23 protein-coding genes are annotated in these 26,022 nt (G+C 73.9%); 15 read left to right on the top strand and 8 right to left on the bottom strand.

Features of this window, described 5'->3' with window-relative positions; genetic code table 11:
* Positions 1-17: 17 nt before the first annotated feature.
* Together rsmI and ACH01S_RS37045 are read left to right on the top strand one after the other, a co-directional pair.
* Positions 18-851 (top strand): 16S rRNA (cytidine(1402)-2'-O)-methyltransferase, encoded by an 834-nt coding sequence (gene rsmI / locus ACH01S_RS37050; protein WP_246236612.1) that lies wholly within the window; start codon positions 18-20, stop codon positions 849-851.
* 114 nt (positions 852-965) lie between these two features.
* Positions 966-1,268: a hypothetical protein gene (locus ACH01S_RS37045; RefSeq protein WP_067903507.1), complete on the top strand. Its 303-nt coding sequence runs from the start codon at positions 966-968 to the stop codon at positions 1,266-1,268.
* 75 nt (positions 1,269-1,343) lie between these two features.
* Here ACH01S_RS37045 and ACH01S_RS37040 read toward each other — a convergent pair whose 3' ends face one another.
* Entirely contained in the window at positions 1,344-3,023 is a 1,680-nt protein-coding gene (locus ACH01S_RS37040) for a hypothetical protein (RefSeq protein WP_246236614.1), read from the bottom strand.
* Positions 3,024-3,375: 352 nt separating this feature from the next.
* Between ACH01S_RS37040 and ACH01S_RS37035 the strand changes: the two genes are divergently transcribed.
* Positions 3,376-4,716 carry a glycosyltransferase family 2 protein gene (locus tag ACH01S_RS37035; protein WP_246236616.1) on the top strand — a complete coding sequence of 447 codons (1,341 nt, stop codon included), beginning with the start codon at positions 3,376-3,378 and terminating at the stop codon, positions 4,714-4,716.
* Positions 4,717-4,819: 103 nt separating this feature from the next.
* Positions 4,820-6,643 carry a hypothetical protein gene (locus ACH01S_RS37030; protein ID WP_067903503.1) on the top strand — a complete coding sequence of 608 codons (1,824 nt, stop codon included), beginning with the start codon at positions 4,820-4,822 and terminating at the stop codon, positions 6,641-6,643.
* 3 nt (positions 6,644-6,646) lie between these two features.
* On the opposite strand, the gene ACH01S_RS37025 is transcribed toward ACH01S_RS37030, so the two are convergent.
* Entirely contained in the window at positions 6,647-8,269 is a 1,623-nt protein-coding gene (locus ACH01S_RS37025; RefSeq protein WP_083981568.1) for an ArnT family glycosyltransferase, read from the bottom strand.
* Positions 8,270-8,358: 89 nt separating this feature from the next.
* Entirely contained in the window at positions 8,359-9,291 is a 933-nt protein-coding gene (locus ACH01S_RS37020) for a LysR family transcriptional regulator (protein ID WP_067903500.1), read from the bottom strand.
* A gap of 115 nt (positions 9,292-9,406) precedes the next feature.
* Here ACH01S_RS37020 and ACH01S_RS37015 point away from each other — a divergent pair, with 115 nt between their 5' ends.
* From ACH01S_RS37015 to ACH01S_RS36975, 10 genes are all read left to right on the top strand, one after another.
* On the top strand, positions 9,407-10,657 hold the full coding sequence (locus ACH01S_RS37015; protein ID WP_067903497.1) for an MFS transporter: 1,251 nt from the start codon (positions 9,407-9,409) through the stop codon (positions 10,655-10,657).
* A gap of 57 nt (positions 10,658-10,714) precedes the next feature.
* Complete coding sequence (metG, locus tag ACH01S_RS37010; RefSeq protein ID WP_067903495.1) at positions 10,715-12,517, top strand: methionine--tRNA ligase; 1,803 nt, start codon at positions 10,715-10,717, stop codon at positions 12,515-12,517.
* A complete protein-coding gene (locus ACH01S_RS37005; RefSeq protein WP_067903491.1) occupies positions 12,514-13,338 on the top strand; it encodes a TatD family hydrolase in 825 nt (274 codons plus the stop codon). The genes metG and ACH01S_RS37005 overlap by 4 nt, the downstream gene beginning before the upstream one ends.
* Positions 13,339-13,463: 125 nt before the next feature.
* Positions 13,464-14,270: a transglycosylase family protein gene (locus tag ACH01S_RS46590; protein WP_067903488.1), complete on the top strand. Its 807-nt coding sequence runs from the start codon at positions 13,464-13,466 to the stop codon at positions 14,268-14,270.
* A 16-nt stretch (positions 14,271-14,286) separates the two neighbouring features.
* The gene (rsmA, locus tag ACH01S_RS36995) at positions 14,287-15,168 is read left to right on the top strand and encodes a 16S rRNA (adenine(1518)-N(6)/adenine(1519)-N(6))-dimethyltransferase RsmA (RefSeq protein WP_067903485.1); all 882 of its coding nucleotides are present in this window, start codon (positions 14,287-14,289) and stop codon (positions 15,166-15,168) included.
* Between the two features lie 112 nt (positions 15,169-15,280).
* Positions 15,281-16,378: a glycoside hydrolase family 26 protein gene (locus ACH01S_RS36990; RefSeq protein ID WP_148344307.1), complete on the top strand. Its 1,098-nt coding sequence runs from the start codon at positions 15,281-15,283 to the stop codon at positions 16,376-16,378.
* A 53-nt stretch (positions 16,379-16,431) separates the two neighbouring features.
* On the top strand, positions 16,432-17,361 hold the full coding sequence (locus tag ACH01S_RS36985) for a 4-(cytidine 5'-diphospho)-2-C-methyl-D-erythritol kinase (protein ID WP_083981567.1): 930 nt from the start codon (positions 16,432-16,434) through the stop codon (positions 17,359-17,361).
* Between the two features lie 161 nt (positions 17,362-17,522).
* Positions 17,523-17,663 carry a hypothetical protein gene (locus ACH01S_RS44115; protein WP_157406354.1) on the top strand — a complete coding sequence of 47 codons (141 nt, stop codon included), beginning with the start codon at positions 17,523-17,525 and terminating at the stop codon, positions 17,661-17,663.
* An 87-nt stretch (positions 17,664-17,750) separates the two neighbouring features.
* The gene (locus tag ACH01S_RS36980; protein ID WP_067903480.1) at positions 17,751-18,056 is read left to right on the top strand and encodes a hypothetical protein; all 306 of its coding nucleotides are present in this window, start codon (positions 17,751-17,753) and stop codon (positions 18,054-18,056) included.
* 48 nt (positions 18,057-18,104) lie between these two features.
* On the top strand, positions 18,105-19,883 hold the full coding sequence (locus ACH01S_RS36975) for an ABC-F family ATP-binding cassette domain-containing protein (RefSeq protein ID WP_067903477.1): 1,779 nt from the start codon (positions 18,105-18,107) through the stop codon (positions 19,881-19,883).
* Between the two features lie 15 nt (positions 19,884-19,898).
* Here the strand turns inward: ACH01S_RS36975 and ACH01S_RS36970 are convergent, their stop codons facing one another.
* Positions 19,899-20,387, bottom strand: coding sequence for a MarR family winged helix-turn-helix transcriptional regulator (locus tag ACH01S_RS36970; protein ID WP_067903474.1), 489 nt, complete (start codon positions 20,385-20,387; stop codon positions 19,899-19,901).
* Between the two features lie 93 nt (positions 20,388-20,480).
* A complete protein-coding gene (locus tag ACH01S_RS36965; protein WP_067903471.1) occupies positions 20,481-21,317 on the bottom strand; it encodes a patatin-like phospholipase family protein in 837 nt (278 codons plus the stop codon).
* 138 nt (positions 21,318-21,455) lie between these two features.
* On the opposite strand from ACH01S_RS36965, the gene ACH01S_RS36960 reads away from it, so the two are divergent.
* Positions 21,456-22,244 carry a trans-aconitate 2-methyltransferase gene (locus ACH01S_RS36960; protein WP_067903468.1) on the top strand — a complete coding sequence of 263 codons (789 nt, stop codon included), beginning with the start codon at positions 21,456-21,458 and terminating at the stop codon, positions 22,242-22,244.
* Between the two features lie 4 nt (positions 22,245-22,248).
* Here the strand turns inward: ACH01S_RS36960 and ACH01S_RS36955 are convergent, their stop codons facing one another.
* The 3 genes from ACH01S_RS36955 to ACH01S_RS36945 all read right to left on the bottom strand — a co-directional run bounded on the left by ACH01S_RS36955 (position 22,249) and on the right by ACH01S_RS36945 (position 25,908).
* Positions 22,249-23,697 carry a serine/threonine-protein kinase gene (locus ACH01S_RS36955; RefSeq protein WP_067903465.1) on the bottom strand — a complete coding sequence of 483 codons (1,449 nt, stop codon included), beginning with the start codon at positions 23,695-23,697 and terminating at the stop codon, positions 22,249-22,251.
* Between the two features lie 448 nt (positions 23,698-24,145).
* A complete protein-coding gene (locus tag ACH01S_RS36950) occupies positions 24,146-24,901 on the bottom strand; it encodes a TetR/AcrR family transcriptional regulator (RefSeq protein WP_083981566.1) in 756 nt (251 codons plus the stop codon).
* Between the two features lie 53 nt (positions 24,902-24,954).
* Positions 24,955-25,908 carry an acyl-CoA desaturase gene (locus ACH01S_RS36945; RefSeq protein WP_067903459.1) on the bottom strand — a complete coding sequence of 318 codons (954 nt, stop codon included), beginning with the start codon at positions 25,906-25,908 and terminating at the stop codon, positions 24,955-24,957.
* Positions 25,909-26,022 lie beyond the last annotated feature (114 nt).

Raw genomic sequence — 26,022 nt, 5'->3', positions numbered from 1 at the left:
GAACAATGGGGCGCGTGATGGGGACCCTCTTGCTCGCGGCCGCGCCGATCGGACGGGCCGACGACGCGTCCGTCCGGCTGCGGGACGCGCTCGCCGCCGCCCCGGTGATCGCCGCCGAGGACACCCGGCGGCTCCGCCGGCTCGCCGCCGACCTCGGCGTGCCGCTCGCCGGGAAGGTCGTCTCCTACCACGACGCGAACGAGCGGACGCGGACCGCCGGGCTGGTCGCCGAGCTGCTCGCCGGACGGGACGTCCTCGTGATCACCGACGCGGGCATGCCCGGCGTGTCGGACCCCGGGTACCGGCTCGTCCAGGCGGCGGTCGCCGAGGGCGCGCCGGTGACGGTGCTGCCCGGGCCGTCCGCCGTCACGACCGCGCTGGTCGCGTCCGGCCTGCCCACCGACCGGTTCTGCTTCGAGGGGTTCCCGCCGCGCAAGCCGGGGGAGCGGGCCCGGCGGCTCGGCGCGCTCGCCGACGAGCCGCGCACGATGGTGTTCTTCGAGTCCCCCCGCCGCCTCGACTCCACCCTCGCCGCGATGGCGGACGCGTTCGGCGCGGACCGTCCGGCCGCCGTCTGCCGGGAGCTGACCAAGACCTACGAGGAGATCCGCCGCGGGACGCTCGCCGACCTGGCCGCCTGGGCCGCGGACGGCGTGCTCGGCGAGATCACCGTCGTCGTCGGCGGCGCGCCCGAGCGGGCGGGCCTCACCGACCCCGCCGACCTGGCCGCCGCCGTCGCCGCCAGGGAGGACGCCGGAACCCCCCGGAAGCAGGCGATCTCGGAGGTCGCGAAGGAGAACGGGGCGCCGAAGCGGGCGGTGTACGACGCGGTCCTGAAGGCCAGGAAATAGTCACCGGCATCGGAAAGGTCCGACCGGTTCTTTCGGGGAATAAGAGGCATCGGTGCGCCTCGGCGAGACGCATCATGGGTAGTGGGTGGACTTCATCGGAAGGGGGTGACAGCCGTGCGCGACACATGGTCGAGCCACGAATCCTGGGTCTTCGAGTGCCTGAACTGCACGACTACCTGGGACGAGGAGCTGGAGGTCCGGCACTGCGGGGACGGGCACGGCAACGAGGCCGTCATCTACGAGTTCGGCGGCCAGCCCTGCACCACGCCCTGGATGGATCGTTCCTGCCCGAAGTGCCAGAGCCAGAACGTCAAGGCGCGGTCGGCGAGCAGGCGCAGGCGGAGCGAGGCGCCGAAGGCGAACGGCAACGGCGACGTGGCGATGGTGTACCACCTCCGCCGCATGCACGCCTGGTGACGGCCACCGGCGGCCGGCGGCCGGCGGCCGACCGGGCGACCGGCGGGCGGAGCGGGTGAGCCGCCGGGCGGGCCGCTAGGCCGGGACCTCCGCCGTGTCGCGCGGCGCGGGGCTCTCCGGGGCGGGGGCGTCCGCCCGCTCCGGATCGTCGCCGCGCCGGCGGAGGCGGCGCGTCCAGCCCCTGACCGTCGCGCGCGACGCGGGCCGGAACGCGATCCCGGCCGCGAGCGCCGCGAGCGGGACGGCGGGCAGCACGTACCGGTAGTCGAACTCGGCGGTGGCGGCGGGCGCGAGCAGCAGCCCGGTCGCGAGCGTCCAGGGCAGCAGCGCCTCGCCGCCGAACCGCCGCCACATCGCGGCGAGCCCGGCGAGGCCGACCAGCAGGACGACGCCGAGCATCGTCCCGCGCAGGTAGAACACGTCCTGGTAGCCGCGGGCGACCCCGGCGAACGGCTCGACGACCCGGGTGCGGGCGTCGCCGCGCTCGTACGCCCTGGCCTCGGCGGACGCGATCGAGTTGCCGTCCATGTGCCAGTCGGGCAGCGGCCTGCTCGTCGTGCGGAACTCGTACTGCGCGTACGTCGCCGGGTCGGGGAAGACCGTCCGGTCCCAGCGGAAGACGCGGAAGAAGTCGTGCGCGACGACGCCGAGGTAGTCGAGCGGCTGCGCGATGATCGCGCGTTTGGCGTAGTCGCTGGCGAGGGCGTTGTTGTCGGGGCTGAACCGCGTCCCGGTGTAGCGGTTCAGCGGGGACTGGACGCTCCAGATGCCGAACTGGGACGTCTTCAGCCGGTTCTCCGGCTCGGTGCACAGCGGGTACTCGCTGACCGGGAGGTCCTTCATCTGGTGGCAGTCGGCGAACTTGTAGACCCGCGCGTACAGGAAGATCCCGTTGCTCTCGGTGAGCGCGAACTTGCCGCTTTCGGCCTTGTACCAGCCCATGTAGCCGATCACCGGCAGCATGCACGCCGCCAGCGTGACCGCGAGCAGCCGCCAGCCGCTGCGCCGGATCAGCATGTAGACGAGCACGCCGACCAGCACCGGCATCCCGACCGAGCGGGTCAGCCACGCCATCCCGACGAGCAGCCCGACCGCCGCCGCGATCTTCCAGGACGGCCGGTCCCGCCACAGCAGCAGCGTGACCGCGCTCATCACGAGGAAGGTGAACATCGTGTCGGACAGGACGAGGTGTTCGAGCTGGAGCTGGTAGGCGTCCAGCAGGACGGGCGCGGCGGCGAGCGCGGCGCCCCAGCCGGGCAGCCGGAACCGGCGGCGCAGCAGCGCGTAGATCATCACGCCCATGCCGAGGCCCATGAGGTGCTGGAGGCCCGCGACGAGCGCGAAGCTGTGGAACGGCTTCAGGAACCACAGCAGGAACGCGTAGCCGTCCGGTCGCAGCGGGTGCGGGTACGGGTCGGTCGCGACGTGGAGGTAGTCGAAGCTGTCGTTGAAGAACATCACCGGCTGGTAGCCGAGCATCGCGACCACGCGGACGAGCGCGGCTGTGGTGATGATCACACTGAACGCGGGGTGGCGGCGGGCGAGGGCCCAGAGGCCGCGTCCGCGTCGGCCGCGCCGCGAACCGGTGGACTCGTCCGGTCCGGCGGCGTCCGCGGACGCGTCTTCCGTCAGTTCGTCATTTTTCGGACGTGCTTCGGTATCGGGTTCCGGGCCGTCGGCAAATACCTCGTCCGGATCCGGGGCGGTGGTCGTCCCGCCGGGCGTGTCGCGCGTGGTCGCAGAGTCGCCCGCCACTGCCGTACCTCCCCTTCCGCGCCGGGCCCCCGGCCCCGCGGCGCCGCCGCCCCCGGTGACACCGAGGTCCCCGTCCCAGCGCGGTTCGCGTTCTCCGGCCAGCGTCACAGCAGACCCACCCCTTCCGGGCCGCCGTGCCCGTATGCTTGACGTCCTAGCCTGCCGCCCGCGACCGTGGCGGTGAGTGCCTTTCGGTTGCAACTGCGCAACACGATACGGGTGCTCTTGACGAGAGCGACCATCATTACCCGTCCCCGGCAGGCATCATGAACGATGACGGGCCGCCGCGCGGAAGAACCGAGACAAACGGACAGCCCCGCAGACGGTCACGAGGGGTAACGAAGGAGATCGCGTGGAACTCTCCGTAGTGATGCCGTGCCTGAACGAGGCCGAGACGGTCGCGACGTGCGTCCGCAAGACGGTCGGCTTCTTCGAGGAGAAGGGCATCGACGGCGAGGTCGTCATCGCCGACAACGGCAGCACCGACGGCAGCCAGCAGCTCGCCCGGGACGCGGGGGCGCGCGTCGTCCCCGTGGTCGACAAGGGGTACGGCAACGCGCTGATGGGCGGCATCCGCGCCGCGCGCGGCCGGTACGTCGCGATGGGCGACGCCGACGACTCCTACGACTTCACCACGCTCGGCCCGTTCCTGGACGAGCTGCGCGACGGCGCCGACCTCGTCATGGGCAACCGGTTCAAGGGCGGCATCGCCGACGGCGCCATGCCGCCGCTGCACCGCTACCTCGGCAACCCGGTGCTGAGCTTCGTCGGGCGGCTGTTCTTCGGCAGCAAGATCGGCGACTTCCACTGCGGGCTGCGCGCCTTCGACCGGGACGCGATCCTGCGCCTCGGCCTGCAGACCGGCGGCATGGAGTTCGCCAGCGAGATGGTCGTCAAGGCGACCCTGCAGGGCTACGACATCCGCGAGGTGCCGACCACCCTGTCCCCGGACGGGCGGTCGCGTCCTCCGCACCTGAACACCTGGCGTGACGGTTGGCGTCATCTCCGCTTCCTCATGCTCTTCAGCCCCCGGTGGCTGTTCCTCATCCCGGGCCTCGTATTCATGACGCTCGGACTGCTCGCCGGGATCGCACTCTCCACCGGTCCGGTCACCGTCGGGGAGATCGCGTTCGACGTCGACACGCTCGTCGGGGCGGGCGCCGCGCTGGTCATCGGCTTCCAGGCGGTGCTGTTCGCGCTGCTCACCAAGGTGTACGCGATGCAGGAGGGGTTCCTCCCGCACGACCGCCGGGTCCAGAAGGTCATCGACTGGTGGAGCCTCGAACGCGGGCTGCTGCTCGGCGGGCTGCTCGCCGTCGCCGGTCTCGGCGGGCTCGTCGCGTCGCTGCTGCACTGGCGGGTCAACAGCTTCGGCGAACTCGACCCGCGGCACTCGCTGCGCATCGTCGTCCCGGCCGCGACCGCGCTGGTGATGAGCCTCCAGGCGATCTTCGCGTCGCTGTTCGTCAGCATCCTCGGCATCCGCCGCCGCCAGCACCCGCCGCTCACCGACGCGGCCGAGGAGGCCGCGGGCGTGGTGGACGCCGCCGCCCGCAAGGCCGCCAAGGACGGCGCCGCCAAGGACGGCGCGGGCCAGGACGGCGCGGGCAAGGACGGCGGGAAGGTCGCCGCGGGCAACGTGGACGCGGCGGCGGCCGAGCGCGACGGCGAGGACGGCACGTCAGAGGGCTGATCACCGGCGAGCCCCGGACCCGCCGTCCGGCGGCACTGTGACAGTCTTGACCGGCAATGGATCATCGCTCTCAGCCCGCCCGCGCCCGGGAAGCCGCACGCAGATGAGCACGCGCATCCCGGCGGGCTCCGACACCCCGCCCCTGGGCGTCGCACGCCCGCCGGTCGCCGTTCCGGACCGGGACGCCCCGCCACCGCGCCGCCGCGGCGGCGGCCGCTGGACCTGGCTGTTCGTGCTCGGCTGGCTGGCGCAGGTCGCCGTCCGGCTGTGGCTCGGGTCGGGGCAGGCGGTGCCGGTCGCGACGCCGGACGAGTCCGGCTACCTGTTCGCGGCCCGCGTCCTGACCGGCGGCCCCGACGCGGACATGTCCTACGGGACGGTCTACCGGGGCGGCTACCCGCTCCTGCTGACCCCGGCGTTCTGGCTCACCGACGACCCGGTGTCGGTGTACCGGTTCGCGCTGGTCGTCAACGCGCTGCTCAGCGCGGCGATGCTGCCGCTGGCGTTCCTGCTGCTGCGCCTGCTCCAGGTGCGCGGGCGCTGGGCGTACGTCTTCGCGCACGTGACGGTCGCGCTGCCGTGCGTGCTGTTCTACTCCGAGTTCGCGCTGACCGACGCGATCCTGCCGGTGATCCTGGTGGGCTGGCTGCTGCTCGTCCACCGCTGGCTGACCGCGCCGCCCCCGGACGGGCGGGACGCGGCCGTCCGGGTCCACCTCGCCGGAGCGGGGGCGTCGCTGCTCGTCGCGTACGCCTACGCCTGCCATTCGCGGGGCGCGGTGCTGCTCGTCGCGCACGGCGCGCTGGTCGCGGCCGCGGTGGCGTGCCGGTGGCGGTCCTGGCGCGCGGCGGCGCTCGCGCTGCTCACCGCCGCCGCGGGCACGGCGGGCGCGATGCTGCTGAACGCGTCGCTGCTGCCGCACATGTACCCGGCGGGCGACAACAATCTGAGCGGGAACGTCGTCCAGCGGCTCTCCGACGCGCGGGGCTGGGCGTGGATGCTGTCGCTCGGCACCGGCCAGGTCTGGTACCAGTCGGTCGCCACCGGCGGCGTCGCGGCGATCGGGCTGGTCGCGGTGGCGTACGCCGCCGTCCGGCCGGGCGGGGCGCTGGCGTGCCCGGCCGGGCGGACGCGCGCGCTCGCCCTCGCGGTCGTCGGGATCGTCGCGGCCATCGCGCTCGCCACGTCGGCGGCGCTGCCCGTCGAGTACCGGGTCGGCAACTACGTCTACGGCCGCTACCTCGCCACCATCACGCCGGTGCTGTTCGCGGTGGGCGTCGCGGTGCTGCTGCGCGGCGCCGGACGGGTCCCGGCGGCGGCCGCCGCGGCGGCGGCGCTGACGGTCGGGGCGGCGTGCGTCGTCCAGTGGTACGCGGGCGACCTGCTCACCCAGTACACCTACACGGGCTACGACTTCCCCGAGACGTCGTTCCTCACCTGGGACTGGACGTCCTTCCGGCTGTGGCACGCCACGCTGACGGGCCTCGCGCTGCTCGCGGCGGCGGTCGCGGCCGTCCGGCTGCGGCGGCGCGGCCCGCTGCTGCTCGCGGTGGTGCTGACGGCGGTCGCGCTCGGCATGAGCGTCACCGCGACGGAGCGGATCGCGCGTCCGCTGGTACGGGACGAGACCGCGCACACCGACATCCGCGAGAGCGTCGACCTGAGGGCGCAGCGGTCCATCGCGGTCGACTGGAACGTCCCGTGGACGATCCGGCTGTCCCACTACTACTGGGCCTGGTGGAGCGACGGCAGCGTGTTCGACGCCCGCTGGACGCCCCCGCCCCAGAACGTCGACCTGGTGGTGCTGGCCTGGCCGAAGGACCTTCCGGCCGAGCGGTCCTGGCCCGCGGGCGCGCCGCCCGGCTGGCACGTCGTCGACAGCCGCCGCACGATCGAGGGCGACTGGGTCGCCTGGACCCGCTCCTAGCCCCTAGCCCTCGGGCGGGAGCGGCGGCGGGTTCCAGAGCTGCAGGACGCCGTCCGACGACCGCCACATCAGCCGCCACCCCTGCGCGGGCGACGGCCGCCAGCCGCCGCCGATCTGCGACTCCATGCCGCGCCAGCGCGTGTAGAGCATCGGGCCCTCGGTCGCGTCGCGCGGCACCTGGCCGAGGTAGTGCGGGAAGTCGCGGATCTCGCCGCGCCAGACCGGGTCGCCCCACACGTCCCGCGTGTAGAAGGTGAGGGTCTGCGCGAGCCGCCGGTCCGCGCAGATCAGCGTGATGTCGCGGTGCCCGGCGAGGTAGCCGCGCAGCTGCCGCCACGCGTCGTCGCGCGGCAGGTCGGGGACGGCCCGGACGGCCGCCGTCGCGTACGTCGCGCCGAGCGCGACCGCGACCACCGGGACGACCAGCGTCCGGAGCCGGAGCCGGGACGGCAGCATCCGCGCCATCAGGGTCAGCGACCCGAACCCGCCCGCGAGCAGCGCGGGCAGCACCGCGAACCAGTACCGCTGGAGCCAGGCCCGCAGCGAGATGTCGTTCGGGTCGAGGACGCCGGAGAACAGCGTCAGCGGCACGGCGAGCGCGAGGAACCACACGAGGACGAGCGCGAGGCGCCGGTCGCGGGTGACGGCCCAGCCGGCGATCGTCAGCCCGAGCGCGGCGGTGAACACGAGGCCGAGCGGGTTCCAGTCGTGCATGGCGCGCAGGAACGAGCGGGCGGCGAGCTCGCGGGTCACGTAGTCGCGGGACTGGCCGCCGTGCTCGGCGGCGGACATCAGCCCGGCGAGCGGGCTGCCCCACACGAGCTGGTTGTGCGCGAAGCTGGCGAGCAGGATCGCGAGCATCGGCGCGCCGACCGTGACGTTGCGCCGCCACGGGATGCGCAGCAGCGCCAGGTAGACGGGGATGGGCAGGAACAGGAACGCCAGGAACTCGCGGACGAGGAACGACGCGCCGAGGAACGTTCCGGCGGCGAGCAGCATGCGGGTCTGGGCCCGTCCGGTGCGGCGGCTCGCGACGACGAGGCCCGCCATGCCGATCGCGAACAGCCCGGCGCCGGGCATGTCCGGCAGCATGACCCCGGTCGACCAGGTGATCTCGTGGCCGAACGGGTTCGTCATGGTGAAGAACGGGTGGACGATCAGGACGCCCGCCGACAGCAGGCCCGCCACGTCCCCGAACAGCGACCGGACGACCAGGTACGTCCCGACGAAGAACGCGCAGCCGCCGAGCGCGGCGACGGTGAAGTAGGCGGCCTGGCCGTCCCCGAGGAGCTCCTGGACGAGCCGCGCCGGAAGCACCAGCCCGATGCGGGTGACCTGGTGCGGGACCTCGTCGAACGGCCACTGGGTGAGCGGGATGTCGGGCCAGTCGCGGGCGGCGAGCCACACGTAGTAGGAGTCGAAGTACAGCGGCGGCGTCATCAGCACGGACTGGGCGGTCACGGCCGCGACCGCGACGAGCAGGGACAGCCACACCACGCGCCGCGTCCGCCGTACCCGGCCGAGGACCGCGCCGAGGAACGCGCCGAGCGGGCGGCCTTTCGGCCCCGGCCCGGCGCCGGTCTCCGGCGCGCCGACGACCGCCTGGTCGGACGTGGTCTGGGCCATGCCTGGGCTCCCCGCCTCCGCTGCTCTCGCGCGACCACCGACCGTGGTGCCCGCACCGCTCTCCGCTCGTCCCCGCGACGCCGGACAGGTTACTCCGCGCGAGCGCGCACCGCCCGGCGGGCGACGTCGGCCCGGCGGGCGATGTCGCCCAGGTCGGCGGCGAAGGCGCGGACCCGGGCGGTCTCGTGGTCGCGGCGCCAGACGAGCTCCAGCGTGGAGTCGGGCAGGCCGGTCACCGGCACGTAGGTGACGGGCCCCCGGTCGTGGTCCTCGGCGGTGGCCCGGCACAGCAGCATCAGCGCCCGTCCGGCCGCCGCCAGCGCGAGCCCCTCCTGGAGGGTGCCGACCACCGGCCCGGCCCCGATCGGACGGCCCCCGGGCGTGACCGACGGGGAGAAGCTCTCCCGCCAGTAGTCCGGCGCCGAGCCGCCGACCCGGACCAGCGCCCGCCCGGCCAGCTCCTCGGCCGCCAGCGAGTCGCGCGCGGCCAGCGGATCCCGCACCGACAGCGCCACCGTCTGCGGCTCCCGCGAGAAGGTCGCGCCGACGACCAGGTCGTCCTCCAGGACGGGGCCGAGCACGATCGCGGCGTCGAGGCCGCCGTCCCGCAGCGCCCCGAACGGGTCGTGCAGCGGCACCTCGGCCAGCTCGACGACGCAGGCCGGATACCGCTCCTGGAACCGCGCCACGGCTTCGGTCACCTGGTCGTTCGCCGTGCACTGGAAGCCCAGCCGCAGCGTCCCCTCGACGCCGCGCGCGGCGCGGCGCGCCTCGTCGACCGCCCGGTGCAGCCCGTCGTAGGCCGGACGCAGGCTCCGCCGGAACTCCTCCCCGAGCGGGGTGAGCCGGACGCGGCGGCTCGTCCGCTCCACCAGCCGGGCCCCGACGCGGGCCTCCAGTGAGCGGAGCAGCTGGCTGACCCTGCCCTGCGAGACGTACAGCCGTTCACCGGTGCGTCCGAAATGCAGTTCCTCGGCCAGGACGAGGAAGGCTTCGAGTTCGCGCAGTTCCAGACCGGGCATCCCGCCTCCGTGATCGATGAGCGCCTAATCGATGAGCGACACTGATGAGCGTCACTAATGCAGCGGTGAGCGGCCCGCCGTTGTTCCGGCCGCCCCGCCGCCGTTGACTCGGACCATGAGAAACACGACCTCCTCGGACGGCGGCGGCCCCGCCGCGTGGGCGGCGGTCGCGTCCGTCGCCGCCGCCACGTTCACCGTCGTCACCTCCGAGATGCTCCCGGTGGGCCTGCTCACCCCGATCGGGCGGACGCTCGGCGTCAGCGAGGGCGTCGCCGGGCTGGCCCTCACGGTCACCGGCCTCGTCGCCGCCGTGGCCGCGCCGCTGATCGTCCCCGCGCTGCGCCGGGCGGACCGGCGGCCCGTCGTGGTGGGGCTGCTGCTGACGCTCGCCCTCGGGAACGCCGTCGCGGCCTGGTCGCCGAACGCCTGGGCGCTGATGGCCGGGCGCGTCCTCGTCGGCGCGGGCATGGGCGGGGTGTGGGCGCTGGCCGCGTCGCTGGCGGCGCGGCTCGTCCCCGAGCGGTCCAGGGGCGCCGCCATCGCGGTCGCGTTCAGCGGCGTCGCGGTCGCGTCGGTGCTGGGCGTGCCCGCCGGGACGCTGCTCGGCGAGGCGGCGGGCTGGCGCGCGGCGTTCGCGGCGGCCGGCGGGTTCGCCGTCGTCCTCGCGGCGGTCATGGCGGTGCTGCTGCCGCCGCTGCCCGTGGAACGATCCACGAACCTGCGGGGCCTGGCCGGGCTCGCCGCCGAACCGCGCGTCCGCGCGGGCCTGGTCGCGACCGCGCTGCTGGTCGGCGGCCATTTCGCCGCGTACACCTACGTCCGTCCCGTGCTGGAGGACGTCTCCGGCGCGGACGCCGGGCAGATCGGCGTCCTGCTCCTCGGGTACGGCGTCGCGGGCGTCGCCGGGAACTTCGCGAGCGGCGCCCGGGCCGTCCGCTCGCCCCGCGCGACCCTGCTGGTGCTCGGCGCGGCGCTGGCCGTGACGGTGCTGCTCGTCCCGCTGCTCGGCCGGTCCCTCGGCGGCGGCGCGGCCCTGCTGGCGCTCTGGGGCCTCGCCTACGGCGGCGTGTCGGTGACCGTGCAGAACTGGCTGCTTGCGGCGGCCCCGCACGCCGAGGAGGCGGCCTCCGGACTGCTCGTCGCCGTCTTCAACGCGGCGATCGCGCTCGGCGCCCTGCTGGGCGGGCGCGCCGCCGACGGCCTCGGCACCGTCTCGGTCATGTGGCTCGCCGGGCTCCTGGCGGCGGCGGCCGTCGTCCAGGTCGTCCTGGCGCCCGCGCCCGCGCGGGCGACCGGGCGGGCGACCGAGCGGGAGGCCGGGGCGCCGAGCGTCGCGAGATCAGGCGCGGACGCCGACGGGCGTTGATCGCGTCGGGGCCTTATCCGGTGCCGGGGGCGGCGCCGCGCGACTACCCTTGATTGCATGTCCTCGTCAAGCCGTCACATCTTGACCGCGCCCGCCTGGCCGTACGCCAACGGGCCCCGTCACATCGGGCACGTCTCCGGTTTCGCGCTGCCCGCCGACATGTTCAGCCGCTACCAGCGGATGGCGGGCAACCAGGTCCTGATGGTCAGCGGCACCGACGAGCACGGCACCCCGATCCAGGTGCAGGCCGACAAGGAGGGCGTCACCGCCCGCGAGCTGGCCGACCGGTACAACGGCGTGATCGCCGAAGACCTGCACGGCCTCGGGATGTCCTACGACCTGTTCACCCGGACGACGACGCTGAACCACTACGCGGTCGTCCAGGAGATCTTCAAGGGCCTGTACGACAACGGCTACATCTTCCCGCAGAAGACGATGGGCGCGATCTCGCCGTCCACCGGCCGGACGCTCCCCGACCGCTACATCGAGGGCACCTGCCCGATCTGCGGGTACGACGGGGCGCGCGGCGACCAGTGCGACAACTGCGGCAACCAGCTCGACCCGGTCGACCTGATAAACCCCGTGTCGCGGATCAACGGGGAGACGCCGAAGTTCGTCGAGACCGAGCACTTCATGCTCGACCTGCCCGCGTTCACCGACGTCCTCGGCCGGTACCTGCGCGGCAAGCAGAACGGCGCGCTCGCCTGGCGGCCGAACGTGCTGAAGTTCGCGCTGAACCTGCTGGACGACATGCAGCCCCGCGCGATCAGCCGCGACCTCGACTGGGGCGTGCCGATCCCGCTGGACGGCTGGCGCGACAACCCGGCGAAGAAGCTGTACGTGTGGTTCGACGCGGTGATCGGCTACTTCTCGGCGTCGGTCGAGTGGGCCCGCAGGCAGGGCGACCCGGAGGCGTGGCGCGCCTGGTGGCAGGACCCGGACGCCCTGTCCTACTACTTCATGGGCAAGGACAACATCGTCTTCCACGCCGAGATCTGGCCCGCGATGCTGCTCGGCTACAGCGGCCAGGGCGACAAGGGCGGCACGCCGGGCTCGCTCGGCGCGCTGAACGTCCCGAGCGAGGTCGTGTCGTCGGAGTTCCTGACGATGGAGGGCAGGAAGTTCTCCTCGTCCCGCCAGGTCGTCATCTACGTGCAGGACTTCCTCGCCCGCTACGACGTGGACGCCCTGCGCTACTACATCGCGGTCGCCGGTCCCGAGAACCAGGACACCGACTTCACCTGGGCGGAGTTCGTCCGGCGCAACAACGACGAGCTGGTCGCCGCGTGGGGCAACCTCGTCAACCGGTCGGTGAACATGGCGGCGAAGAACTTCGGCGCGATCCCGGAGGCGGGCGAGCTCACCGACGCCGACCGGGCGCTGCTGGAGCGCAGCCGCCGCGCGTTCCCGGCCGTGGGCGCCGAGCTCGAACGGTCCCGGTTCAAGAACTCGATCACCGAGGCGCTGGACGTCGTCCGCGACGCGAACAAGTACCTGTCCGACCAGGCGCCCTGGAAGCTGAAGGACGACCCGGCCCGCGTGAAGTCGATCCTGCACACCGCGCTGCAGGTCGTCGACGACGCCAAGACGCTGCTGACGCCGTTCCTGCCGCGCTCGTCGCAGAAGGTGTACGAGATGCTCGGCGGGGAAGGCGTGTGGAGCGGCATGCCGGAACTGAAGACGGTCTCCGAGGAGGGCGGGCCCGACTACCGCGTCCTCACCGGCGACTACGCGACCGAGGCGCGCTGGGAGTCGGTGCCGATCAAGCCGGGCGTGCCGCTGGCCAAGCCCGTCCCGCTGTTCAAGAAGCTCGACTCGTCCGTGGTGGACGAGGAGCTCGCCCGGCTGGAGAACACGTGAGCCGAGACGCCGACGGGCAGGCCTCCAGGTCCTACCCGCCGCTTCCAGAGCGCCTGCCCGTCGACGTCTTCGACAGCCACTGCCATCTCGACGTCGTCGAGACGCCGGTGGACGAGCAGCTCAAGTCCGCGAAGGCGGCCGGGGTCACGCGGATCGTGACGATCGGCTGCGACCTGCCGTCGTCGCGCTTCGCGGTGGACGCGGCCGCCGAGTTCGACGACGTGTACGCGGCGGTCGCGATCCACCCGAACGAGACGACCGGGATCTCCGACGCCGTCCTGAACGACGTCGCGCTGCTGGCCGCGCACCCGAAGGTCCGCGCGATCGGCGAGACCGGCCTCGACTACTACCGCGACTGGGCGCCGAAGGACGACCAGCACCGCGCGTTCCGCGGCCACATCGAGATCGCCAAGCGGACCGGCAAGGCCCTCGTCATCCACGACCGGGACGCCCACGACGACGTCCTCCGCGTCCTCGCCGAGGAGGGCGCCCCGGAGACGGTCGTGTTCCACTGCTACTCGGGCGACGCCCGGATGGCGGAGACGTGCGCCGAGCACGGCTACCTGATGAGCTTCGCGGGCAACGTCACGTTCAAGAACGCCGAGCCGCTCCGGGACGCGCTGCGCGTCGCGCCGCTCGACCTCCTCCTGGTGGAGACGGACGCGCCGTTCCTGACGCCGATCCCGCACCGGGGCAAGCCGAACGCGTCGTACCTGATCCCGCACACCGTCCGCGCCATGGCCGAGGTCAAGGGCGTGGACGTGGCGGAGCTGTGCGCGGCGATCGCCGCGAACGGGGAGCGCGCCTTCGGCCCCTGGTGACGCCGGTACCGCCCGGGGCGGGGGCGGCGGATGTGGGCGATGCGGTGGCGGAGGCACGACGGGTGGCCTTAATGTCTGGCCTCTGAGCGGGCGCCCCCGAGCCCGGCCCCCCTGGAGGAACCCCCGTGCCTCGCCATCACGCGCGCCGATCGTCCGCGCCCTCCGCCGTCCTTCTCGTCGCCGCCCTCCTCGCGGCCGGCTGCGGGGGAGGGGGCGGCTCGACCGGGCCGCAGAAGGCCGCCGCCGCGGACGCGCCCCGCACCAGCGCCGCGCCGCGCAAGATCGTGATCGTGGTGGACGGCAGGCGGACGGAGGCGATGACCACCGGGACGACCGTCCGGCAGGTGCTCGACCAGGCCCGGGTCGCGCTCGGCCCGCACGACCTCGTCAAGCCGCTCGCCGACCAGCCGCCCGGCGACGTCGTCTACGTGCTGCGGCTGCTGTCGGCGCCGAAGCTCGCGATGGTCAAGGTGCCGCAGAAGACGGTCCGCAAGAACAGCTCGTCCGTCCCGCCGTGGAGCGAGAAGGTGCTGCGGGAGGGGCGTCCCGGCGTGCTGATCGTGCAGTGGGCGTACGTCCGGCGGAAGGGCAAGAAGGTCAAGAAGGTCATCGCGAAGCGGGTGAAGAGCAGGCCCGTCACGCGGGTCCTCGCGGTCGGGCCGAAGTCGGCGGGGTCCGGCGCGGCGGCCCGGCTGAACTGGACGGCGCTGGCCCGCTGCGAGTCCCACAACAACCCGAAGGCCGTGAACCCGGCCGGGTACTACGGGCTCTACCAGTTCTCGCTGGCGTCGTGGGCGTCGGTCGGCGGCAAGGGCAAGCCGTCGGACGCGCCCGCGGCGGAGCAGACCTACCGGGCTCAGATGCTCTACAACAAGGTCAACGGCCGCTGGCAGGGGCAGTGGCCGAACTGCGGAAGCAACCTGTTCTCCTAGCTGGGACAATCGGGGCGTGGGGGATTCACGAGGGCTGCTCGGCCCCGCCGACGTGCGGGAGCTCGCGGCGCGGCTCGGCATCAGGCCGACGAAGACGCTCGGGCAGAACTTCGTCATCGACGCGAACACGGTGCGGCGGATCGTCCGGACGGCGAGCCTCGATCCGGACGACGTCGTGGTCGAGGTGGGGCCGGGGCTCGGGTCGCTGACCCTGGCGCTGCTGCCGGAGGCGCGCCGGGTCGTCGCCGTGGAGATCGATGCCGCGCTCGCCGCCGAGCTGCCCGGCACGGTCGCCGCGCGGGCCCCCGACCTCGCCGGACGCCTGGACGTCGTGCACGCCGACGCGATGCGCGTCGAGGGGGTGCCAGGCCCGGCGCCCACGGCGCTCGTCGCGAACCTGCCCTACAACGTGGCGGTGCCGGTCGTCCTGCACCTGCTGGCCGTGCTGCCGTCGCTGCGGACGGCGCTCGTCATGGTCCAGGCGGAGGTCGCCGACCGGATGGTCGCCCGGCCCGGCGGCCGGATCTACGGCGTGCCGTCGGTGAAGCTCGCCTGGTACGGGGAGGCGCGCCGCGCGGGCGCGGTCGGCCGGGCCGTGTTCTGGCCGGCGCCGAACGTCGACTCGGGGCTCGTGGCGTTCACCCGCCGCGAGCCGCCGCCGACGAAGGCGTCCCGCGCGGAGGTGTTCGCCGTGGTGGACGCCGCGTTCGCGCAGCGCCGCAAGACGCTGCGGGCGGCGCTCGCGGGCTGGGCCGGGTCCCCGGCGGCGGCGGAGGACGCCGTGCGCGCCGCCGGAGTCGACCCGAGGGCCAGGGGCGAAGCGCTGGACGTGGCCGCCTTCGCCAGAATTGCCGAGTATGGTCCAACACGCCGGGGAGATCGGCTCCCACTCCCCTGAGGCGTGCACGGGGTGCGGGCTGCCGCCTGCCCGGGGAGATGGACTCACACCAGGACGACCGGAGGTCGATGTGAAGGCGCGTTCGCGGACGGCGCGGGCGAGGTTGCCGATCGTGGGGACGGCGCTCCTCGCCACCGCGGCGGTGGTCGCGACGGTGGCGGCGGGCTGCGGGGGCGGCGCGGGCGCCGCGCCCAAGATCACGACGACGGCGCGGGCCGGGGTGGCGCCCGTCCCGCCGAAGGACGGGGCGTACTTCGGGGCCTGGGTGCCGCCGGAGCGCGGCGGCAAGCCGTCCGGGTCGCCCTCGGGCACGGGGACGGGCACGCCGTCGGGGTCGGGTGCGCCGTCGGGGTCGGGTGCGCCGTCGGGGTCGGCGACGCCCGGGAAGGACGCCGGGAAGCCGGGCATGGGGCCGGTCGCCGACTTCGAGCGCGAGCTCGGACGGCGGCTCGACATCGTGCAGAGCTACCGCTCCTGGACGGCCGACTTCCCCGCCGGACTGGACCGGTCCGCCGCCGACGGCAACCGCTACCTGCTGCTGACCTGGGCGGGCGCCGACACGCGCAAGATCGTCCGGGGCGAGTACGACGACCTCGTCGCGCGCCGCGCCCGCGCGATCAAGGCGCTCGGGAAGCCGGTGTTCCTGCGCTGGTCGCGGGACATGGACACGGCGTCGGCCCGCAAGCGCGTCCACTCCGCCGAGGACTTCGTCGCCGCCTGGAAGCACCTGCGGACGATCTTCAAGCGGCAGGGCGTCGACAACGTCGCCTGGGTGTGGTGCCCCACCGCCCGCGGCTTCGGCGGCGCGCACGCGGGCTCCTACTACCCGGGCGACGACCAGGTCGACTGGATCTGCGCGGACGTCCCGCCGCGCGGCGACGCCGAGTACCGCGACCTGTCGGAGGAGCTGAAGCTGTTCCTGCAGTGGTCCCGCGACCGGCACAAGCCGATCATGATCGCCGAGTTCGGGGTGCCCGCGGCCTACGGGGAGCGGCGCGCCGAATGGCTCAGGGAGGCGTCCAAGACCCTCCAGGACCCGCAGGTCAAGGCCGTCGTCTACTTCAACTCGAACGAGCTGGCCGCGAACGCCAGGGACAAGCGGCGCGCGCTCGCGGTGACCGGCGACAAGCACGCCCTCTCGGCGCTGCGCGGGCTCGCGACGACGCCCTACTTCAACCCGCGCAACCTGCCGGTGACGAGCGGCGGCTGATCGCCTGCGCGTCCGGGGTCCGGAATGGCCGTAGGGTTTTTACCGTGAGCGCAGTGACCGTACGCGTCCCCGCCAAGGTCAACCTCCAGCTCGGCGTGGGACCGATCCGCGACGACGGCTACCACGACCTCGTCAACGTGTTCCACGCCGTGTCGCTGTTCGACGAGGTGACCGTCGAACCCGCGGCGGCGCCCGAGGTGCGGGTGCAGGCCGCCCCCTACTCGCGGGTGTCGGTCGCGGACGTCCCCGCCGACCAGGACAACCTCGCCGCCCGGGCGGCGAGGCTCGTCGCCGGGCGGCTCGGCGTGGACGCCCACGCCGCGATCCGCATCCGCAAGGCCATCCCGGTCGCGGGCGGCATGGCGGGCGGCAGCGCCGACGCCGCCGCCGCGCTGGTCGCCTGCGCCCGGCTGTGGGACGACCGGGACGAGCCCGTCCTCGACCGCGCGAGCCTCGTCGAGCTCGGCGCGGAGCTCGGCAGCGACGTGCCGTTCGCCGTCCTCGGCGGGACGGCCGTCGGCGTCGGCCGCGGCGAGCGGCTCACCCCGGCGCTGACCCGCGGCACCTTCCACTGGGTGTTCGCCACGGCGGACGGCGGGCTGTCCACGCCCGCCGTGTACGCCGAGTGCGACCGCCTCCGCGCGGAGGAGGGCACGGAAGCCGGGGGAGCCCCGGCGGCGCGGGTGTCGGAGCCGCTGATGACGGCGCTCGCGACCGGCGACGCGAAGGGGCTCGGCGCGGCCCTCGCGAACGACCTGCAGCCCGCCGCGCTGGCGCTGCGCCCCTCGCTCGGCCGGGTGCTGGACGCGGGCCGCGAGCTCGGCGCGGTCGGCGCGCTCGTGTCCGGATCCGGCCCCACGTGCGCGTTCCTCGCCGAAGACGAGGAGGACGCCGCCGACCTCGCCGAGGCCCTCGACGGCGCGGGCGTGGCGGCCCAGGTACTGCGCGCTTACGGCCCGGTCCCCGGCGCGACCGTGGTGTGACCGGGCCCGGATCGGGGTCTTGACGGCTTCTATTAGGAAGCTTCCCTAATAGAAAACTCCGAATCCGCTCGTCACACAAGCCAACCTGGTACACAATCAACGCGTCTTGTAACTGTGACACCGATTCCGTCCCGCGTTGATCCCCCCGGCGAGGTGGAGCGATGACGTACCTGTCCGTGCTGCTGGGCCTCGTGGCGGTCGCGATGATGCTGACGCTCGCGCTGCAGGCCGTCCGCCGCGACCGCGAGCTGCGCCGCGACGCGCCGGAGAACGTCGTGTCGGGGGAGCCCGCCGGGCGGTAGGCTCGCCGCGCGCCTCTCGGCGTCCGAACCGCCCCGTTCCTCCCGCTGCGAGGTCCCCCGTTGTCGACGACCTCTTCAGGACCCCCGTTGCTGCTGCTCCTCCTGGGCGCCTTCTTCCTGCTCGGCGTCGCCGCGCTCGTGGTGATCATCCTCGTGGTCGCGAACCGGCAGAAGCGGACCGCCCCGCCCGGCTACGGCCAGCCCGGCTACGGACCGCCCGGGAACCCGCCGCCCGGATACGGGCCTCCGGGGAACCCGCCGCCCGGCTACGGCCCGCCGCAGCCGGGATACGGCCCGCCCCCGCAGGGCCAGTCCGGCCCCCAGCCTCCGCAGGGGCCGCAGCCTCCGCAGGACCCGCCGTCCGGGCGGCAGGGGCCGCCGCCGCCCGCCTGACGGCGTCCGGATCATCCGCTCTCCGGGGCCAATAGGCTTGGGGGCGTCGTGAATCTCGTGAACCTTGAGAACGTCGCCAAGTCGTACGGGCCGTCGCCGCTGCTCGACGCCGTGTCCCTCGGGCTGGACGAGGGCGACCGCGTCGGCGTCGTCGGCCGCAACGGCGGCGGCAAGAGCACCCTCGTGTCCGTCCTCGCGCGGGAGACCGAGCCCGACGCCGGGCGCGTCACCCACGCGCGCGGCCTGCGCCTCGGCCTGCTGTCCCAGCGGGACGAGTTCCCCGGCGCGGCGACCGTCCGGTCCGTCGTGCTGGGCGACCGGGCCGAGCACGAGTGGGCGGGCGACGTGCGCGTCCGCGACGTCCTCGGCGGCCTGCTCGCCGACCTCGACCTGGACGCGCCGCTCGCGGGCATGTCCGGCGGGGAGCGCCGCCGGGTCGCGCTGGCCCGGCTCCTCGTCCCCGAGTCCGACCTCCTGCTGCTGGACGAGCCCACCAACCACCTCGACATCGAGGCGATCGACTGGCTCGCCCGCCACCTCAAGGGGCGCAAGGCCGCGCTGCTCGTCGTCACCCACGACCGCTGGTTCCTGGACGAGGTCACCGACCGCACCTGGGAGGTCGTCGACGGCCAGGTCGAGCGCTACGAGGGCGGCTACTCCGCCTACGTCCTCGCGAAGGCCGAGCGCGCCAGGATCGCCGCCGCCACCGAGGCCAAGCGGCAGAACCTCCTCCGCAAGGAGCTGGCGTGGCTGCGCCGCGGCCCGCAGGCCCGCACGTCCAAGCCGAAGTTCCGGGTGGACGCCGCGCAGGCCCTCATCGCCGACGAGCCCCCGGCGCGCGACTCGGTCGAGCTGACCCGGTTCGCGACCGCGCGGCTCGGCAAGACCGTCTTCGAGGTGGAGGACGCGACCGTCGAGGTCGGCGACCCCGCCCGCGCGATCTTCGAGCGGATGACCTGGCGGCTCGGCCCCGGCGACCGCGTCGGCCTGGTCGGCGTCAACGGCAGCGGCAAGAGCACCCTGCTGCGCCTGCTGGACGGCTCCGTCCGCCCGGCGGCGGGACGGGTGGTGCGCGGCAAGACCGTCCAGCTCGCGCATCTGACGCAGAACCTCGAAGACCTCGACCCGTCCCGGCGCGTCCTGGAGTCGGTGGAGGAGATCCGCCGCCGGATCACGGTCGGCAAGCGCGAGTGGACGGCGAGCCAGCTCCTCGAACGCCTCGGCTTCCCCGGCGACCGGCAGTGGACGCCGGTCGGCGACCTGTCCGGCGGCGAGCGACGGCGGCTGCAGGTGCTGCGCCTGCTGATGGGCGAGCCGAACGTCCTCCTGCTGGACGAGCCCACCAACGACCTCGACATCGAGACGCTCACCGAGGTCGAGGACATCCTGGACGGCTGGCCCGGCACCCTCGTCGTCGTCAGCCACGACCGGTACTTCCTGGAGCGCGTCACCGACCACGTGGTCGCGCTGCTCGGCGACGGGCGCGTGTCGATGCTGCCCGGCGGCGTCGACGAGTACCTGGAGCGCCGGGCCGCCGGCCGGGCCCCGAAGCCAGCCGCCGCCGCGCGTCCCGAACGGGCCGCCGCGCCCGCCGAGGCGCCGAAGCCGAAGGGCGGGCAGGAGTGGAAGGCCCGCAAGGAGCTGGACCGGCTCGAACGGCGGCTGGAGAAGCTCGCCGCGCAGGAGACCGAGCTGCACGAGAAGCTCGCCGCGCACGCCACCGACTACGCCAAGCTCCAGGAGCTGGACGCCCGCCTCAAGGAGATCCAGGCCGAGGCCGCCTCCGTCGAGGAGGAGTGGCTGATGCTCGCCGAGGACATCGGCTAGGGGCCCGGGGCGGGGTCAGAGGTCGAACGGGACGAGCAGCGTCCGCAGCAGGTCGGCGAGGACGGCGCGCTGCTCCGGGCTGAGGCTGTCGAGGATGGCCTGCTCCCGGTCGAGGAGGTCGGCGAACGCCGCGTCCACCCGCGTCTCGCCGGCGGCGGTGAGGCGGACCTGGACACCGCGCTTGTCCTGCGGGTCGGGATGCCGCTCGACGAGCCCGGCCGCGGCGAGCCGGTCGATGCGGTTCGTCATCGTCCCGGACGTGACGAGCGTCGCGCGCAGCAGCTGCCCCGGGCTGAGCTGGTAGGGCGCTCCGGCCCTGCGCAGCGCGGTGAGGACGTCGAACTCCCACGACTCCAGGTCGTGGTCGGCGAACACCGCCCGGCGGGCGCGGTCGAGGTGCCGGGCCAGCCGGGACACGCGGCTCAGCACCTGCAGAGGCCGTACGTCGAGGTCCGGCCGCTCGGCCTCCCACGCCTCGACCAAACTGTCGACCTCGTCCCGCATGCCGACACCTTACCCGTCTTGGTATTCCGAGGAGGGAGGGTGATCGGCCGCTGGACCAGGCGTCCGGAGCGGGCGCCCGGCACGGCGTCCGGATCAGGCGTCCGGGACGCCGACCGCGCTGCCGATCCGCCGGGCCGCGTCCGCCGCCTGCCGGAACCCCTCGCGGTACACCGCCGCCCAGCGGGTGAGGTCGCCGACGTTCGCGCCGAACGCCTCAAGGGCCGCCTCGTCCGGGACGATCCGGACGTCCGCCCCCGCGCCGCCGCCCGACGGCCGCGGCATCGGCTCCACCAGCACGACCCGGCCCGCGCCCGCCGCGAGGTGCGCGTTGGAGCCGCCGCCGAACGCGCCGTCCATGTAGGGGCGGCCGCCGATGAGGACCGGCTCGGCGTAGCCGGGGGCGGCGCTGCTCGCGGCGACGGCGGCGGTCAGCGGGACGCCGCTGGCCGCGTCCCACACGACGGGCGTGCCGGACTCGACGTCCACGCCGGTGACGAGGAGGCGCGCGGCGGGCCACTCGTCCGTGCCGATCAGGAACCGCATGCCCGCCCGGTGCTGCTCGGCGGGGAGCGCCGTCGCCGCCAGGGCGAGCCTGCCGATCCGGCGCCTGATCTCGTCCGGCTCCAGGTCGGCGGAGCCGCCGAGCGCGAGCGCCTCCGCCATCGCCGAGCCGTCCGGGGCCGGCCGGGGCGTGTCGCGGGGCGGCAGCTCGGCGAGGGCGTCGAGGTCGCGGCCGGTCGTGATCAGCGCCCCGGCGATCGCGCCCGCCGACGTCCCGACGATCAGGTCGGCGGCGGCGGGGTCGAGGCCCGCCCGCCGCAGCCCGGCGGCGAGGCCGGTCAGCCATGCCGTCCCGACCGGGCCGCCCGGCCCGAGCACGAGCGCCCACCCGTCCCGCTCCCCGCGCTCCGTCGCGCCGCTGTCCGTCATGCCGTCGAGCCTAGGAAGCGTCCGCGATCCGGCGCATCTGTCGGGCGGCTGAAAAAGATCTCACTTCTTGACTTCACACTATGGCGGCGACGATGATGTCTCTTGACATCGAGATAAATACGGCGGACGGGGAGGACGATGGGCCGGACGACGAGCACAGTGTGGGACCCCGCGCAGTACGGGGCCTTCGGCGGCGAGCGCGGACGGGCCTTCCAGGAGCTGGTCGGCCGCCTCACCGGCCCGGCGCCGTCCCGCGTCGCCGACCTCGGCTGCGGCAGCGGCGAGCTCACCGCCACCCTCGCCGCCCGCTGGCCGGACGCCGTCATCGACGCCGTGGACGGCTCGCCCGAGATGATCGCCGAGGCCCGCGCGCACGAGATCCCCGGACGGCTCTCCTTCCGCGTCGGGGACGTCGTGGCCTGGCGGCCGGACGGCCCGCTCGACCTGATCGTCAGCAACGCCGTCCTGCACTGGGTGCCTGAGCACCACGGGCTGCTGGTCAGGTGGGCCGACGCGCTCAACCCCGGCGGCAGGCTCGCCTTCCAGGTCCCCGGCAACTTCGGCGCGCCCAGCCACGTCCTGCTCCGCGACCTGTGCCGGTCGGAGCGGTGGCGGGACAGGCTCGGCGAGTTCGCCCTGGAGCCGCCCGTCCTCGGCCCGGCCGGGTACCTCGACCTGCTGTCCCGTCCCGGGTTCACGGTGGACGCCTGGGAGACCACCTACATGCAGGTGCTCCAGGGGGACGACCCCGTCCTGGAGTGGGTGAAGGGGACGACGCTGCGTCCCGTCCTGTCCGCCCTCGGCCCGGACGAGACCGACGAGTTCCTCGCCGAATACCGGGACCTGCTCAGGCGCGCCTACCCCACCGCCCCGTACGGCACGGTGTTCCCGTTCCGGCGCGTCTTCGTGATCGCGACCCGGGCCTGACCGCTCAGCCCCCGGCGGCGAGCAGCCGGAGCCGCCCGGGATTCACCATGATCGCGTTGAGCACCGGGATCACCGTCAGCGCCAGCACGTAGAGCCCGCCGCCCAGCGACTCGTCCGGCAGGGTGAACAGCAGGAAGATCAGCAGCGCCGTGCACGCGAAGTAGCCCGCGGCCGTCGCGAGCCACCAGCGGTGCCGGTGCCGCAGCCCGATGTAGAGGAACGACGCCCACGGCAGGAAGCCGATCGAGAGCGTCGGCAGTATCCACAGGCTGTGCCTGAGCTTCCAGCCCATGCTCCGGGACGGCGCCGTCTCGGGGAGGTGGTGGTGCCGCCGCGGGACCCCAGGCTGCGGGTGACCGCCGTAGGGCGCGGGACGCCCGCCGCTCCACGGCGGCGGCGTCATGGTCGGGGGAGGCCCGCCCGGCCGCGAGACCGCCACTGTCGCGTGCGCGGGCACGGCTTGGTGCGCGGGCACGGCCTGAGGCGCGGGTGCGGGCGCTGGCGCGGGCCGCGGCGCGGGCGGGGCCGGGCGCGGCGTCGTCAGCCGCACCAGCGCCCGCGCGTACAGGTGGACGCCGCCCGTCGCCGCGGCCGCCGGGACGATCCCGGCGAGCGCCCCCGCCCCGAACGTGAACGGCAGCAGCCCGTCGAACACCTCGCGCGCCCCGGCCGGACGCTGCAGCGGGTCCTTGCCGAGCAGCCGCCGCACGACCGACTCCAACTGCTCCGGCACGTCGGGCCGCCCGAGCGGGTCGGGCGGCTGCTGGAGGTGCAGGTAGTTGAGCGTGTGCGGGGACGTCGCCTCGAAGACCGGGCGCCCGGCGAGCATCTCGTACAGGACGCAGCCAAGCGCGTAGAGGTCGCTGTGCGGGATCGCCCGCTCGCCGCGCAACTGCTCAGGGGCCATGTAGGCGAGCGTCCCGATGGTCTCGCCGGTCTTCGTGATCCGCGGGACGCCCGCCGCGTCCAGCACGGTCGCCACGCCGAAGTCGAGGACCTTCGCCATGCCGTCCCGCGTCACCATCAGGTTCTGCGGCTTCAGGTCGCGGTGCACCAGCCCGCGGTCGTGCGCGACGGCGAGCACGGCGCACACCTGCGCGGCGATCGCGGCGGCCCACGGGACGGGCAGCGGCCCCTCCTCAGCGATCAGGTCGCCGACCGTGTACCCCTCGATCAGCTCCATCACGAGGAACAGCCCGCCGTCGTAGGAGCCCGCGTCGTGCACCGCCGGGACGCCGGGATGCTGCAGGCCCGCCGTGATCGACGCCTCCCGCGCGAACCGGCGGACCAGCTCGTCCGGGTCGGTCCGGGCGGCGAGGTGCTCGGCGGTGAGCAGCTTCACCGCGACCCGCCGGTCGAGCTGGCGGTCCACGCCCTCCCAGACCTGGCCCATGCCGCCCCGGCCGAGCGGGACGGTCAGCGCGTAGCGGCCCGCGAGCGTCCCCGGTGTCATGCGTCCCCCTCCGGTCCGTCCGGACCCCTTCGGACCTGTTCGGACCCCGCGTCCGCCCCCGGCGCGCGGTCGGTCCGAGCCGTATTCTGGCGCACCGCCAGGAAGTTCAGGAACCTGGCGGCCGGAGGCGGCCCGCCGCCCGGACGATCGGCGACCGCGCCGCGCGCGGGGATTCTTGACATCAAGATTCGGATCCGGGCATGCTGTGTCTCGATGTCGAGAGACACCGTGCGCGAGCACGCGGGCGCGCGCGGGACCGACATCCGCAGACGGGATGCCGCCCGGCCCCGCCGAGGGAGTGACTCGTTTCCCCTGCGGTGCGCCACCTCGGACGGGCCGACCGGTGTCCGGCACATCCCGGTTTCGCGACCCGAAGCCGGCGACCCCTGGCCGGTGGCCGCCCAGAAGAACTCCGGGCGGCCACCGGTTGTCAGCCCGGCGGGCCGCCTCAGGACGACGTGTCCGTCGCGATCTCGGTGTCCCGGCGGCTCCGGCGCTGCGCCTTCTGCGCCCGCTCGGCCTTGGCCGCCGCCTTCTCCTCGGCCTTCTCCGCCTTCGCGGCGGCCTTCTCCGCGCGCTTCTCCTGCCGCTCCAGCTCCTTGCGGCGGCGGCGCGGGTCGAGCGACGGCCGCGGCTCCAGCCCCGAAAGCCCGTTCCACGCGAGGTTCACCACGTGCGCGGCGACCTCCTCCCGGCGCGGCTTGCGGACGTCCAGCCACCACTGGCCCGTCAGCGCCACCATCCCGACGAGGCTCTGCGCGTACAGCGGCGCGAACTTGTCGTCGTAGCCGTGCCGGTCGAACTCCTGCGCGAGGACGTACTCCACCTCGCCCGCGATCTCGCTCAGCAGGCTCGCGTAGCTGCCGGTGCCCGTCCCGCCGTGCGAGTCGCGGACGAGGATCCGGAACCCGTCCGGGTTCTCCTCGATGTACTCCAGCAGCGCGAGCGCGGCCTTCTCCAGCTTGCCGCGGTAGTGGATCGCCGAGTTCAGCGCCTCCGTGACGAGGCCGAGCAGCCGCTCGAACTCCCGGTCGACGACGACCGCGTACAGCCCCTCCTTGCCGCCGAAGTGCTCGTACACCACGGGCTTGGAGACGCCCGCCGCCGACGCGATCTCCTCCACCGACGTACCGTCCAGGCCGCGCTCGGCGAACAGCGTCCGCCCGATGGTGAGGAGCTGCTCGCGGCGTTCCTTACCGGTCATCCGCTTTCTGCGGGTCCTGGGAGCGGGTTCTGTCACGGGACCAATTGTGGCGGTCATACCGCCTGGTTCGTGCGCTTCGCCGCCAGCCTGTCGCTGTTCGGCCACCGCACGTCGTAGGCCAGACCGGTCTTCTCCAGCGCCCAGATGATCCGCGCGCTGATGTCGACCTGCCCCTTCAGCACGCCGTGCCGCGCGCACGTCGGGTCGGAGTGGTGGAGGTTGTGCCACGACTCGCCGAGCGACGGGATGGCGAGCCACCACACGTTGCGGGACTTGTCGCGGACCTCGAAGTCCTCCTTGCCGAACGTGTGGCAGATCGAGTTGATCGACCACGTCACATGGTGGACGAGCGTGATCCGGACGAACCCCGCCCAGAACAGCGCGGTCAGGAAGCCCGCCCACGACATCGTCACCATCCCGCCGATCACCGCCGGGAGCAGGAACGACACCGCCACCAGGCCGGGGAACGCGAGGTGGATGCGGCGGATGTCGCGGTCGTTCAGCAGGTCCTTCGCGAACCGGTGCTTGGACGTCCGGTTGGCGTCGAACAGCCACCCGTAGTGCGCCCACGCCAGGCCCTTCGTCAGCGCCTTCCAGTCGTCGCCGAAGCGCCACGGCGAATGGGGGTCGAGCTCCTTGTCCGAGTGCTTGTGGTGCCGCCGGTGGTCGGCGACCCACGTGATGACCGGGCCCTCGATCGCCATGCTCCCGGCCAGCGCCAGGAAGATCTTCAGCGGGCGGCGCGCCTTGAACGAGCCGTGCGTGAAGTGCCGGTGGTAGCCGACCGTGACCCCTCCGGCGGACAGCACGTAGAACACCGCCATCAGCGCCACGTCCGTCCAGCCGAGGAACCGTCCCCAGGCCAGCGGGACGGCCGCGAACAGCGCCAGGAACGGGACGCCGGTGAACACCGCGACCAGCACGCGCTCGGCGTTGCCCCGTGGCTGCGGCGCGATCTCCGGGCGCCGCTCGGCGCGAGGCTGGCCCAAGGCCGGGGCCGTGGTCATGCGTCATCACTCCCTGCGGGTCGGAGTCGCTTACCTACGCCAACGTAAGCTACGGAACCGTAAGTTGACAGGGGCAGACGGTAAATTCGGGGGGAATCTGCCCCATGAGCCACA

Origin of the sequence: Actinomadura chibensis NBRC 106107, from assembly GCF_001552135.1 — a bacterium.
In the GTDB taxonomy this organism is placed as follows: Bacteria; Actinomycetota; Actinomycetes; order Streptosporangiales; family Streptosporangiaceae; genus Spirillospora; species Spirillospora chibensis.
The sequence above is the reverse complement of the archived record's forward strand: the minus strand, read 5'-3'. Positions and strand labels throughout refer to the sequence as shown.